Source organism: Streptomyces sp. NPDC020898 (assembly GCF_044333925.1).
GTDB lineage: Bacteria > Actinomycetota > Actinomycetes > Streptomycetales > Streptomycetaceae > Streptomyces.
In genome coordinates this window covers 43009-56239 of sequence record NZ_JBIRRV010000009.1, presented here as the reverse complement: position 1 = coordinate 56239, position 13231 = coordinate 43009, and the positions used below count along the sequence as shown (strand labels likewise).

General features: G+C 70.6%; 8 protein-coding genes. 5 read left to right on the top strand and 3 right to left on the bottom strand.

The window, feature by feature from the left end; translation table 11 throughout:
• Positions 1-147 precede the first annotated feature (147 nt).
• From ACH4TV_RS27035 to ACH4TV_RS27020, 4 genes are all read left to right on the top strand, one after another.
• Complete coding sequence (locus tag ACH4TV_RS27035) at positions 148-2376, top strand: WD40/YVTN/BNR-like repeat-containing protein (protein WP_398402446.1); 2229 nt, start codon at positions 148-150, stop codon at positions 2374-2376.
• Positions 2376-4343, top strand: a complete 1968-nt coding sequence (locus tag ACH4TV_RS27030) for a beta-galactosidase (protein ID WP_398402444.1) — start codon at positions 2376-2378, stop codon at positions 4341-4343. The genes ACH4TV_RS27035 and ACH4TV_RS27030 overlap by 1 nt, the downstream gene beginning before the upstream one ends.
• On the top strand, positions 4340-6607 hold the full coding sequence (locus ACH4TV_RS27025; protein WP_398402442.1) for a glycosyl hydrolase family 95 catalytic domain-containing protein: 2268 nt from the start codon (positions 4340-4342) through the stop codon (positions 6605-6607). Before ACH4TV_RS27030 ends, ACH4TV_RS27025 begins: the two co-directional genes overlap by 4 nt.
• Positions 6608-6700: 93 nt before the next feature.
• Complete coding sequence (locus ACH4TV_RS27020; protein WP_398402440.1) at positions 6701-7438, top strand: hypothetical protein; 738 nt, start codon at positions 6701-6703, stop codon at positions 7436-7438.
• A 40-nt stretch (positions 7439-7478) separates the two neighbouring features.
• Here the strand turns inward: ACH4TV_RS27020 and ACH4TV_RS27015 are convergent, their stop codons facing one another.
• The 3 genes from ACH4TV_RS27015 to ACH4TV_RS27005 all read right to left on the bottom strand — a co-directional run bounded on the left by ACH4TV_RS27015 (position 7479) and on the right by ACH4TV_RS27005 (position 12105).
• Positions 7479-8666: a sulfotransferase family protein gene (locus tag ACH4TV_RS27015; RefSeq protein ID WP_398402438.1), complete on the bottom strand. Its 1188-nt coding sequence runs from the start codon at positions 8664-8666 to the stop codon at positions 7479-7481.
• Positions 8667-8845: 179 nt separating this feature from the next.
• On the bottom strand, positions 8846-10897 hold the full coding sequence (locus ACH4TV_RS27010) for a TIM-barrel domain-containing protein (RefSeq protein ID WP_398402436.1): 2052 nt from the start codon (positions 10895-10897) through the stop codon (positions 8846-8848).
• 185 nt (positions 10898-11082) lie between these two features.
• Positions 11083-12105, bottom strand: a complete 1023-nt coding sequence (locus ACH4TV_RS27005) for a LacI family DNA-binding transcriptional regulator (protein WP_398402979.1) — start codon at positions 12103-12105, stop codon at positions 11083-11085.
• A 246-nt stretch (positions 12106-12351) separates the two neighbouring features.
• Between ACH4TV_RS27005 and ACH4TV_RS27000 the strand changes: the two genes are divergently transcribed.
• Positions 12352-13161: an endo-1,4-beta-glucanase gene (locus ACH4TV_RS27000; protein WP_398402434.1), complete on the top strand. Its 810-nt coding sequence runs from the start codon at positions 12352-12354 to the stop codon at positions 13159-13161.
• The last annotated feature ends 70 nt before the right edge of the window (positions 13162-13231 follow it).

The following is a 13231-nucleotide window of genomic DNA, read 5'->3' as shown; positions in this document are numbered from 1 at the left end:
CGGTCGGTCTTCTTCTTACTTCACGGCTTGGGGTGCCTCTTGCGGTCCGGTGGTGACTGCGGGGCCGTTGTGGTTGATCGCGCAGTTCCCCGCGCCCCTTCGGGGGGCGCGTTTTCCTCCCCCCTCCTTTTCAGATCGAGGTAAGTCATGTCTTCGTCCCGTCCGAGTAGACGTGCCGTTCTTTCTGCGAGTGCCGCTGTTGCCGCGGTGTCCGCCGTGTCTCTCTCCGGTACGGCGGCGCAGGCGGCCCCCGCTGCGGTGGCGCCCGCCTATCGCTGGCGCACTGCTGTCATCGGCGGTACCGGGTTCGTCACCGGTGTGCTGTTCCATCCCTCCGTCCGTGGTCTCGCCTACTCCCGTACCGACATCGGCGGCGCCTACCGGTGGGACGAGCGGGCCGCGCGCTGGACCGCGCTCACCGATCACCTCGGGTGGGACGACTGGAACCTGCTCGGGGTGGAGGCCATCGCCGTCGACCCCGCGCACCCCGACCGCGTGTACCTCTCCCTCGGCACCTACGCCCAGTCGTGGGCCGGCAACGGAGCCGTCCTGCGCTCCGAGGACCGGGGCGCGACCTGGGCCCGCACCGACCTGACCGTGAAGCTCGGGGCCAACGAGGACGGGCGGGGCACCGGCGAGCGGCTGCTCGTCGACCCGCGGGACAGCGACACCCTGTGGCTGGGCACCCGGCACGACGGACTCCTCAAGTCCACCGACCGGGGCGCCACCTGGGCAGTCGCGAGCACCTTCCCGGCCACCCCCAGCGCGACCGGCCAGGGCGTCACCTTCCTGGTCGCCGCCGGCCGTACCGTCTACGCCGGGTGGGGCGACGGCGACGGCGGGGGAACCGCAGGTACGGCCAACCTGTACCGCACCTCCGACGGCACGACGTGGGAAGCCGTGCCCGGGCAGCCCGTCGGCGCCACCTCCGCCAAGGTCCCGATCCGCGCCGCCTACGACAAGCACACCCGCGACCTGTACGTGACGTACGGCAACGCGCCCGGCCCCAACGGCCAGTCCGACGGCAGCGTGCACAAGCTGCGCACGGCGACCGGCAGTTGGGCGGACGTGACGCCGGTCAAGCCGGGCGGGACCACTTCCGACGGGTCCACCGACAGCTTCGCCTACGGCGGAGTCGCCGTCGACGCCTGCCGGCCCGGCACCCTCGCCGTCTCCACCAACAACCGCTGGGCCGAGATCGACACGGTGTTCCGTTCCACGAACGGCGGCCGTACCTGGACGTCCCTCAAGGACGCTGCTGTGTTCGACGTGTCCGAGACCCCCTATCTCAAGTGGGGCGCCGACGCCCCCAAGTTCGGCTGGTGGATCCAGGCCCTCGCCCTCGACCCGTACGACTCCCGTCACATCGTGTACGGGACCGGTGCGACCCTCTACGGCACGCGTGACCTCAAGAACTGGGCCCCGCAGATCCGCGGCCTGGAGGAGACGTCCGTGCGCCAGCTGATCTCGCCCCCGGTCGGGGAGGCGCACCTGCTCAGCGGACTCGGGGACATCGGCGTGATGTACCACGAGCGGCTCACGGCGTCTCCGTCGCGCGGCATGGCGTCGAACCCCGTGTTCGGGTCGGCGACGGGACTTGCCCAGGCCGCGGCCAAGCCGTCGTACGTCGTCCGGTCGGGCTGGGGCGACAACGGCAACGGGGCGTTCTCGAACGACGGCGGGCGGAGCTGGGCGCCCTTCGCTGCCCAGCCCGACATCGCCAAGAACGCACCGGGGCCGATCGCCACCAACGCCGACGGCAGCGCGCTGCTGTGGACGTTCGTGCACTGGGACGGCACGAAGTATCCGGCTCACCGCTCCACGGACAACGGCACGACCTGGTCCGAGATCTCCTCCGTTCCGAAGGGCGCCACGCCGGTCGCCGACCCGGCCGACCCGACGCGCTTCTACGCATACGACACCGACACAGGAACGCTGTACGCGAGCACTGACAGTGGCCTCTCGTTCACTGCCCGTGCGAGCGGGCTGCCCTCCGGTGACAGCCAGTTCGAGCTGGTCGCGGCGCCGGGAAGATCCGGTGACCTGTGGCTGAGCGTCAAGTGGAACGGGCTCTACCGGTCCACCGACGCAGGCGTCACCTTCACCAAGGTCGCCAGCTGCTGGGCGTCGTACACGCTCGGGTTCGGCCGGGCGGCCGAGGGCGCCTCCTACCCGGCGATCTACCTGGTCGGCAGCACGGACACCATCACCGCCATCTACCGTTCCGACGACGAGGCGAAGACCTGGACGCGGATCAACGACGACGCCCATCAGTGGGGCTGGACCGGCGAGGTGATCACCGGCGACCCGCGCGTGTACGGCCGCGTCTACGTCGCCACCAACGGACGCGGCATCCAGTACGGGGAACCCGTCTGATGCCGGGGCTCGGCGATGCCACCCGGGGGCGCATCCTCTTCGGGGGCGACTACAACCCCGAGCAGTGGCCGGAGGAGACCTGGCACGAGGACGTCCGGTTGATGAAGGACGCCGGCGTCAACTCCGTCACGCTCGGCGTCTTCTCCTGGGCGAAGCTCGAACCCCGGCCCGGGGCACGGGAGTTCGGCTGGCTGGACCGGCTGATGGACCTGATGCACGAGAACGGCATCGGCGTCGTCCTGGCCACGCCCACCTCCTCGCCGCCGCCCTGGATGGGGCGGCTGCACCCGGAGACCCTGCCCGTCGCCGAGGACGGCCGGATCGAGTGGTGGGGCGGGCGCCAGCACTTCGCGCACTCCAGCGCCGTCTACCGCCGCTACGCCGCCGCGATCACCGAGGACCTGGCCGTCCGCTACGGCGGCCACCCCGCCCTCACCGTGTGGCACATCAACAACGAGTACTGCACCTACGACTGGGGCGACGAGTCGGCCGCCGCCTTCCGGCGCTGGCTCCAGGACCGGTACGACACGCTGGACGCCCTCAACGAGGCCTGGGGAACGGCCTTCTGGAGCCAGGGCTACGGCGACTGGTACGAGATCCTGCCGCCGCGCCTCCCGCACTACATGCGCAACCCCGCCCAGGTACTGGACTTCAAACGCTTCACGTCCGACGCGCTCCTGGAGTGCTACCTCGCGGAACGCGACATCGTCCGCCGCCACACCCCGCAGCACATCCCCGTCACCACCAACTTCATGCCGATGTGGGTGGGACAGGACGCCTGGCGCTGGGTCGAGGAGGAGGACGTCGTCTCCGTCGACCTCTACCCCGACCCGCGCGATCCGTACGGCGCCCAACAGGGCGCGCTCGTCCAGGACATGACGCGCTCGCAGGCGCGCGGTCCCTGGATGCTGATGGAGCAGGCGGCCGGTCCGGTCAACTGGCGGGGTGTGAACCACCCCAAGCCGCGCGGCCTCAACCGCCTCTGGTCTCTCCAGGCGGTGGCACGCGGAGCCGACGCCGTCTGCTACTTCCAGTGGCGCCAGTCCCGGCAGGGCGCGGAAAAGTTCCACTCCGGCATGGTCAGTCACGCGGGCGAGCACGGCCGTACCTTCCAGGAGGTCAAGCAGCTCGGCGCCGAACTCGCAGCCATCAGCGGCGAGGTGACGGGCAGTCACACGCCCAGTGACATCGCCGTGCTCCACGACTGGCACGCCTGGTGGGGCGGCGCCCAGGACGGGCGGCTCTCCTCCGAGGTGGACTACCCGCAGGTCGTACGGGCCTGGCATCGCGCCCTGTGGGAGGCGCACCTCGCCACGGACTTCGCCCATCCCGAGCACGACCTGTCGGCGTACCGGCTCGTCGTCGTACCGCAGTTGTACCTGCTCACGGACGCGGCGATCGACAACCTCCTCGCGTACGTACGCGGCGGCGGCACCCTCGTCTGCGGTTTCCTGACCGGTGTCGCCGACGAGGACGACCGGGTCCGGCCCGGCGGCATGGACGAGCGGCTCCGCGAGCTGTTCGGGCTGCGCACCCTGCACGAATGGTGGCCGCTGGACGCGGGCGAGACCGTCGAAGTGGACGGCTTCCGGGGCCACTTGTGGTCCGAGGAGCTGGAGGCTGACGGCGCCGACGAGGTCACCCCCTACAAGGGCGGCGAACTCGACGGGCTGCCGGCGGTGCTGCGCAAGGGCCGCGCCTGGTACGTGTCCACGCTTCCCGAGCCCGACGCACTGCGGGATCTCCTCGCCGGGATCGGCGCCGGGGCGGGGGTCCGGCCGGTGCTGGACGGGCTGCCGGCCGGGGTCGAGGCGGTCCGGCGCGGTGAACTGCTCTTCGTGCTCAACCACGGCTCCGAACCGGTGACCGTCCACGTGCCCGGCGTCCACCGGGACCTGCTGACCGGGGACATCGTCATGGACGCGGTCTCGCTGGGCCGGTACGGAGTGGCGGTGCTGAAGCCATGACAACCGGCGGCCCCGTCCACGGCACGTGGGAGCCATGCCCCGCCGTCCGCTGGGAGGACGGCTACCTGAGCGGCAACGGCCGCCATGGTGCCCTGGTGTTCGGCGACCCGGACAGCGACCGCGTCATCGTCACGCACCACACCCTCGTCCGCCCGAACGGCAGCGAGCACGCACGGCCACCGCGGCTGGCGGACCAACTGGCCACCCTCCAGGACCGGTTGCTGGCGGGGGACACCACGGCCGCCGAGAGCTTCACCGACGGGCGGGAGCTGCGATGGGTGCAGCCCTTCCACCCCGCGTTCCAGGTGCGGCTGCGCGCCGCCGCGTCGGCGGGGGAGCGGCCGGACTACCGCCGGTCCGTCGACTTCACCACCGGCGTAACCGAGGCCTCGTGCGCGGGGTGGCGCAGCCGGGTCTTCGTGTCCCGCGCCGACGACGTCATCGTCCAGTACGTCACCAGGGAGGCCGCCGCCGGTCCCGGTCTCACCCTGGACATCGATCTCGACCACCGACTCCCGGGCGCCCCAGCGGAGTTGGGCATCGGCCAGAGCGTGGTGCGCACCCCCGAGGGCGCCCTGCTCACCCTGCGCGCCCGCTACCCCGACAGCGACCGCGCGTACACCGGTGTGACCCTCGTCGTGCCCGTGGGCGGCGGTACGACGCTCATGCCGCCCGGTGTGCGCGTCGAGGGCGCGGAGTCCGTGCTGCTGCTGACCCGCGTCGTCCGGCACACGGGCGAGCTGGACGCTGCGGACCAGGCCCGCGCCCTGCGTGAACTGCTCCCGGACGGCGACGGCGAGCCGGGGTCGGGAGACGGGACGCACGACCGCCTCCTCGCCCGCCATACCGTCCTCCACCGCACCGCCTACGACCGCGTCACCCTCGACCTCGCCGCTGACGACACCGAACGCGCCCTGCCAGGCGCCGAGTTGCTCAGCCGTACCAAGAGTCCCGCTCTCCTCGAACGCCTCTTCGCCGCAGGCCGCTACCACCTGCTCTCCGCCAGCGGCATGTTCCCGCCCCGCCTGGTCGGCCTGTGGACCGGAGACTGGGACACGGCGTGGGCAGGAGCCTTCACCAACGACGCCAACGTCAACCTCCAGACGGCATCGGCCGCAGCCGGCGCCCTCCCCGAAGTCACGGAAGCACTCGCCTCCCTGATCCATGGTCAGCTCGACGACTGGCGCGAGAACGCCCGCACCGTCTTCGGCACGCGGGGTGTCATGGCGCCCGCGCACACCGACGGCGAGTCCGGGCTGACGTACCACTTCAGCCGCGAGTATCCGCTGCACCTCTGGACGGCCGGCGCCGACTGGCTGCTCAAGCCGCTCGTCGACCACGACGACACCGAGGGCGTCCGCGACCCGCGTACGGCCGCCCTGCTGGCCGAAGTCGCCGTGTTCTACGAGGACTTCCTCACCCGTACCGATCCACGTGCCGATCCCCGTGCCGACGCGGACGGCCAACTCGTCATCGTCCCCTCCTACTCGCCCGAGAACCGTCCGGCCAACGCGAGTTGGGGTGCCGTCAACGCGGCCATGGACCTCTCGGCGGCCCGGCACGCCCTGCTCACCGCCGCCAGCTATCACCCGGAACGGGCGGATCGCTGGCGTGCCCTCGCCGATCGGCTCCCGCCCCACCGGATCAACGCCGACGGTGCCCTCGCCGAATGGGCCTGGCCGGGACTGGACGACACCTACGACCACCGCCACCTCAGCCATCTCTACGGTGTCTGGCCGCTCGACGAGATCAACCCCTACGACACCCCGGACCTCGCCGCCGCCGCGTACCGCGCCCTCCAACTCCGGGGCGCCGAGAACGACTCGGCGCACGGACACCTGCACCACGCGCTGATCGCGGCCCGCCTCCGGGACGGCGAACGGGTCGCCGACGCCCTGGGTCAGGTCCTCGACGGCGACTTCTTCCACGCCTCCCTGATGAGCGCGCACTACCCGCGGCGGGACGTCTACAACGCGGACGCCGCGCACACCCTGCCCGCCGTGCTCATCGAGATGCTCGTCCAGTCGACCCCCGACCGGCTGGTCCTCCTGCCCGCGCTCCCGGCGGCCTGCCCCACGGGCCGGCTCCGGGGCGTACGGACGCGATTCGGCGCCGAGGTCGACCTCGACTGGGGGCCGGGCCGGGGCCGGGCCGTCGTACGCCCCACCCGAACCCACCGGATCGACCTCAGAACTTTCTCCGGCGCACGCACGCTCGATCTCGTCGCCGGAGAAGACCGCGTCCTCGACCTGGGGCCGCGGTAACCGCACCGAGGAACAGCGCAGCTGGAAACAGCGCACAACCCCCCCACCTGCATTTTCCCCCCGCATTTCCCCCCACCCATGGAAAGGGACACCATGGCATCACGTACCCGTACCCGCACCCTGAGCCGCATCACCAAGGCCCTGCTGGCCCCCGCTCTCGCGCTCGGCGTCACTGTCGGCGTCGCCTCCGCCCCCGCCTCCGCCGCCGTATGGAACACCTGCGACCAGTACGGCAACACCTCGCTGAACGGCTACACGCTCTACAACAACATCTGGGGCGGCACCCCCTCCACGCCGGCCGGCCCCCAGTGCACCTGGGCCAACTCCGGCACCAACTGGGGCACCTGGGCCAACCACCCCAACACCGGCGGCATCAAGTCCTACCCCAACTCCAAGAAGGTGATCAACAAGACGATCACCTCGCTGGGCTCGCTCTCCAGCAGCTACAACGTCACGGTCCCGTCGTCCGGCGCGTACAACACGTCGTACGACATCTGGGACACCGACTACGACTACGAGATCATGCTCTGGGTCAACAAGACCGGAGCCGTCGGCCCGCTCGGCACCTCGCAGGGCAACGTGACGCTCGGCGGTCACACCTGGACCGTGTACAAGGGCAACAACGGCGCGAACGAGGTCTTCTCGTTCATCCGCACCTCGAACTCGTCGTCCGGCACCGTCAACATCCTGCCGATCCTCAAGTGGATCAAGGACACCAAGGGCTGGTTCGGCAACGAGACCATCGGTGACGTGCAGTTCGGGTTCGAGATCACCTCGTCCTCCGGCGGCCTGGACTTCACCACCAACAACCTGACGGTCAGCAGCAGTTGACGCAGGTAGCCAACCAGCAGGCCGGGGCCGGCCGTGCCGTTCAGGCGCGGTCGACCTCGGCCCGCAGGACGTTGTAGTCCGTGAAGGCCGACTCGACGTCGGCCGGGGTCAGTCCGTAGCGGGCCAGGTCGTAGCGGTGAGGGCGGCTGCCCCGGAGGTGGGTGGAGACCGTGGGGAGCCGGGCGGCGTCGGCGTCGGTCCAGCGGGCGCCGACGGCATCGTAGAGCTTCGGAGCGCCCGCGGCCGGGTCGGAGCCGAGCCATGAGTACGGCACATCCACCAGCGCCTCGCGGGGAACGCCGGCCCGGGCCGCGAGCCCGCGCCGCACGGAGCGGCTCAGCAGGTCCAGCCAGGTAGAGCCGAGGGCGTGCAGGTCGACCGTGCGCCGGGAGATGGTCATTCCGCACTCGACCAGACTGCAGAACGAGGCGACGGCGGTCGCCGGGTCGCGGTGGGTCCACACGAGCGTGGCGTCCGGGAACACGGTGAGCAGGGCGTCGAGATTCCCGGTGTGCATCGGGGACTTGAGGATCCAGCGGCGGCGCGGGCGGCCGTACTGGAGTACCTGGAAGCACTCCTTGAGGTGGCGGTAGTCGGGGACGAAGTCCCGGGCGAACTGCCGGGCGTGGTACTCCGGCAGATGGGCCTGGGACAGCGGCACCAGGGCGTGCGGCAGGAGAAAGGTGCACTCCTCGGGGCCCTCGGCGGTCATGGGATGGATCTCGCGGAAGCGCGGGGTGAGCAGATACGTGCCGTCGAGCGTCCGGCGCGCGGACGTGATCGCCTTCTGCCGTTCCCGGGGCGACGGTTCGAGGCCGGGGGCAAGTAACTCCCAGAGCCGGGGGCAGCGGTGCTCGTCCGAGAGTGACAGCACGCTGTGGGTGAGCGTGGTCGCGGTGCGCGGCAGGCCCACCACGAACACCGGCTTCTCGATGGGTTCCTGGGCGATGGCGGGCTGCTCGGCGATCAGCCGCCGGATCCGGGCCCGGTTGGTGAGATGCCTGCGAACGTGGGCCTGCGCGGACTGCCAGCCGACCGGGGACAGCCCCTCGTCGGCCGCCCACTCGCGCAGCAGGAGCCGGAAACTGTCGGTGAACCACTCCTCGCCGTCCGTCCTCCCGGCCTTGTCGGCGATCCGGTCGAAGACCCGGTCCGGGTCGCGCCGGGCTCCGAACGCGGGCCGCAGCAGCAGATTGGCCAGTGTCAGGGGGAGGGAAGTGGAGGACACGGGGCGGGGTTCCCTTCTTCGGGACGGCACTCTTCGGGACGGCACTCTTCGAGACGGGACGGAACGAGACGTTCGCCGAACAAGCGTGCACCATAAGCAAGTTGACGAGATCACCGGCCCCGCACGAGCGCGACCGGCCCCTCTGCCCGGGGCCGGCCGCACTCGCGTCACGGGCGCCGCTACTCCGTCACAGGCAGCCGCGCCCCGTCCCGCAGGAAGAGCGGAATGCGGTCCAGCGGGGCGTCGACCGTCACGGCCGCACCGCCCTCGTACGTCTCACCGGTCCACGCGTCCGTCCAGGTCGCCCCCGCCGGAAGATACGCCGTACGGGCCGTCGCGCCCGCCGTCAGGACCGGCGCGACCAGCACATCGGGGCCGAAGAGATACGCGTCGTCGACGGACCACGTTGCCTGGTCGTCCGGGAACTCCAGGAACAGCGGCCGCATCACCGGCAGCCCCTCCTCGTGCGCCTCGCGCATCACCCGCAGCACGTACGGCTTCAGCCGCTCACGCAGCCGGACGTACCGTTCCATGATCGCGCCGGCCTCCTCGCCGTACGACCACACCTCGTTCGGACCGCCGGTCATGTCGGGGCCCAGCGGCATGCCCGGGTCGCGGAAGCCGTGCAGGCGCATCAGCGGGGAGAACGCGCCGAACTGGAACCAGCGGACCATCACCTCGCGGTACGCCGGGTCGTCCGGGTCGCCGCCGTGGAAGCCGCCGATGTCGGTGTTCCACCAGGGGATGCCGGAGAGGGCGGTGTTGAGACCGGCCGCGATCTGGCGGCGCAGGGTCGGGAAGTCGACGCCGATGTCACCGGACCACAGGGCGGCGCCGTAACGCTGACTGCCCGCCCACGCCGACCGGTTGAGGCTGATCACCTCGTCCTCGCCGGACGCGATCAGGCCCTCGTAGAAGGTGCGCGCGTTTTCGACCGGGTACAGGTTGCCGACCTCCAGTCCGGGGCCCGCCCAGTACCGCAGGTTCTCCGGGAAGCCCGGCTTCAGCTCCGGCTCGCAGGCGTCCAGCCAGAAGGCCGTGATGCCGTACGGGGCAAGGTAGTTGTCGCGGATCCTCGACCAGACGAAGTCGCGGGCCTCCGGGTTCGTGGCGTCGTAGAAGGCGACCTGGACGGTGGAGGCTACCTCCTTGTCCGGCCAGTCGGCGTGTGCCATCGGGCCGTACTGCGTACCGATGAAGTACCCGCGCTGCTCCATGAGTTGGTGGTTCTCGGAGAGCGGTGACACCGACGGCCAGACGGAGACGACGAGCTTGACGCCCATCTCCGCCAACTCCGCGACCATCGCGGCCGGGTCGGGCCACTCGGCCGGGTCGAACTTCCAGTCGCCCAGATGCGTCCAGTGGAAGAAGTCGCACACGATGGCTCGCAGCGGCAGCCCGCGCCGCTTGTACTCCCGTGCCACGTCGAGGAGTTCGTCCTGGGTGCGGTAGCGCAGCTTGCACTGCCAGAAGCCGGCCGCCCACTCCGGCAGCATCGGCGTCCGGCCTGTCACCGCGCTGTAGCGCCGCTGGCCGTCGGCCGGCTGCCCGGCGGTGATCCAGTAGTCGATCTGCCGGGCCGAGTCCGCGACCCAGCGCGTTCCGTTGCCCGCCAGCTCGACCCGCCCGATGGCCGGGCTGTTCCACAGCAGCGTGTAGCCGCGGCTGGAGGTGAGCACCGGCACCGACACCTCGGCGTTGCGCTGCACGAGGTCCAGCACGACACCCTTCTGGTCGAACAGACCGTGCTGGTGCTGCCCGAGGCCGTACAGCTTCTCGCCCTCGTAGGCGGCGAACCGCTGCTCAAGCCGGTGGTAGCCGTTGCCGACGGCCGTGTACAGGCGCGAGCCCGGCCACCAGAAGTGCGCGCGCTCCTCGGAGAGCAGCTCGACGGAGTCGTCGGTCCGCAGGAAGCGGATCAGTCCTTCGGCACTCACCTCGACGGTCAGCGCGCCGACCGTCAACTGCCCCTGCGCGTCATCGATCTTGACGGTGGACGGCGTCGACGGCGGCGCGTCGAGAAGGGCGCCCGGCAGCCCCTCCAGGACCGGCCCGCCGAGCCGCGTCCTGACCCGGACCGCGTCCGGGCCCCACGGCTCGATCCGTACGGTCTCCTGACGGCCGCTCCACTCCAGTGCCCCGTCCCGCTCACGGAACGTGCCGACGGTGGGGGAGGACTGCGCGAGGCTGACCGCGCCTGACGGGGGCCGGTTTTCGGCGGGCTGATTCACGTGGGCTCCTGAAGGAAGGAGTGAGGAGGAAGGAGTGAGGCGGGAGTGGCGACCGAACCGGCGCGGCTCTGGCGGGCCGGTCCGGGACAGGCGGGGGTACCCCAACGGCCAGGGGATGTCCGGGCGTTGGGTCGAGATGTGGGATGTGAGGGGGAAGCGGTAGGTGTTCGGTTGTCGTGACCGGCTCAGGCAGGGCTGACCGGAGCCGGAGCCGGCCCCGTACTCGCCCGCACCGTCAACTCGGGAGCGATCAGCGCGACTTCGTCGCTCCCGCGCCCGTCCAGCTTGGCGATGAGCAGCTCGACAGCACGCCGCCCCATCTCCTGCGCGGGAATCGCGACGGACGTCAGCCGCACCGAGGCCTGGGTGGCGACCTGGTCCGGACAGACGGCGATGACCGACACGTCCTCCGGCACCGCCCGCCCCTGCTGGCGCAGCAGCGCGAGCAGCGGCTCGACCGCCGACTCGTTCTGCACGACGAACCCCGTGGTGCCCGGCCGCTCGTCGAAGATCCGGGCCAGGGTCACGGTCATCGCGTCGAACCCGCCCTCGCACGGCCGGTGCAGCACCCGTACCCCCAACTCCCGTGACCGGGAACGGAGTCCGTCGAGCGTGCGCTCGGCGAAACCGGTGTGCCGTTCGTACACCGCCGGCGCCTCGCCGATGACAGCGATGTCACGGTGGCCGAGCTTCGCCAGGTGCTCGGCGCACAGCGCGCCCGTGGCCCCGAAGTCGAGGTCGACGCAGGTCAGCCCCTCGGTGGCGGCCGGCAGGCCGATGAGTACGGACGGCTGGTCCGTGCCGCGCAGCAACGGCAGCCGCTCGTCGTCGAGTTCGACGTCCATCAGGATCATCGCGTCGGCGAGCCCGCTGCCGGTGACGCGGCGCACGGCGTCGGGGCCCTCCTCGCCGGTGAGCAGCAGGACGTCGTAACCATGGGTGCGGGCGTTGGTGGCCACCGCTATGGCGATCTCCATCATCACCGGCACGTACATGTCCGTACGCAGGGGGACCATCAGGGCGATGATGTTGGAGCGACTGCTCGCCAGTGCCCGGGCGCCCGCGTTCGGGTGGTAGCCGAGCATCTGGATGCTCTGCTCGACCCGCTGCCGGGTGCCCGCGGAGATGGACCGCTTGCCGCTGAGGACATAGCTCACCGTGCTCGCCGAGACTCCGGCGTGCTGGGCGACCTCGGCGAGGGTGACCATCCAGCTCTCCAAGCGTTGTGTGAAGCGCTTCGACAGTTGCGCGTAACGGATAACGGCGACGGATATCGGCTAGTGGGGTGGCAACGACAGTAACCCCACCCGGGGTGGGTGTCCATATGTTGTCGAAGCGCTTCGACAAGGTTTCTGGAAGCTTTCGCGGAGCCATCTCGGCCACCGCGGCAACTTTCCCACCCGGTGGCGGCCACTGGGGAGTGCTACGCGAAACGTCCCGCCGGAAGGACCCCCATGCAACACCGCAGACCGCGCCTCTCCAAGAAGGCGAAGACCTTCGCCTCCGCCGTCGTCGCCCTCGCCGCGGCCGCCGGTGTCACCGTCGCGCAGGCGGACGAGTCGAGCAAGAAGTGCGCGGCCTTCGACACGATCACGCTCGGCAAGTACTACGTCAACAACAACCTGTGGAACCAGGAGAAGGCCGTCGGCTCCCAGTGCGTCTGGGACAACTCCCGCTCCGGCTCCACCGTCTCCTGGGGCACGGACTACACGTGGGCCAACAGTGCCACCGGCAAGGACTACGACGTCAAGTCGTACGCGAGCACGGTCCTCGGCTGGCACTGGGGCTGGAAGGCGGACAAGGCCGCCACCCAGCTGCCGATCCGCGTCGGCGACCGCAAGCCGGTCCGCACCACCTGGGACTTCTCGGTCAGCTCGAACCCCGGCGTCATGAACGTCGCCTACGACCTGTGGCTGCACACCAAGAGCACCGCGGACTGGCAGGACCAGCCCACCGACGAGATCATGATCTGGCTCAACCGCCAGGGCGGCGCGGGCCCGCTCGGCACCAAGACCGCGAGCGTCAGCCTCGGCGGCGCGATGTGGGACATCTACGAGGGCGACATCGGCTGGAAGGTCCACTCCTTCGTCCGCCGCGCCAACACCACCAAGGCCACCCTCAACCTCGACGACTTCACCCAGGCCCTGGTCCGCCGCAAGCTCCTGACCAACGACAAGTACGTCTCGGGCATCGAGGCCGGCACCGAGGTCTTCAAGGGCACGGGCCGCCTGGACACCAGGGCGTACTCGGTGGACATCGGCTGAAAGCCGGGCGCGCTTGGGCCGGACGGCTGCGCGAGGACTGGTGGGGTCGCCCGGAATCGGGTACCAACGA

Coding starts and splice junctions, on each gene's coding strand:
- ACH4TV_RS27000 (WP_398402434.1), top strand. CDS start 12,352: ATGCAACACCGCAGACCGCGCCTCTCCAAGAAGGCGAAGACCTTCGCC.
- ACH4TV_RS27030 (WP_398402444.1), top strand. CDS start 2,376: ATGCCGGGGCTCGGCGATGCCACCCGGGGGCGCATCCTCTTCGGGGGC.
- ACH4TV_RS27005 (WP_398402979.1), bottom strand. CDS start 12,105: ATGGTCACCCTCGCCGAGGTCGCCCAGCACGCCGGAGTCTCGGCGAGC.
- ACH4TV_RS27025 (WP_398402442.1), top strand. CDS start 4,340: ATGACAACCGGCGGCCCCGTCCACGGCACGTGGGAGCCATGCCCCGCC.
- ACH4TV_RS27035 (WP_398402446.1), top strand. CDS start 148: ATGTCTTCGTCCCGTCCGAGTAGACGTGCCGTTCTTTCTGCGAGTGCC.
- ACH4TV_RS27020 (WP_398402440.1), top strand. CDS start 6,701: ATGGCATCACGTACCCGTACCCGCACCCTGAGCCGCATCACCAAGGCC.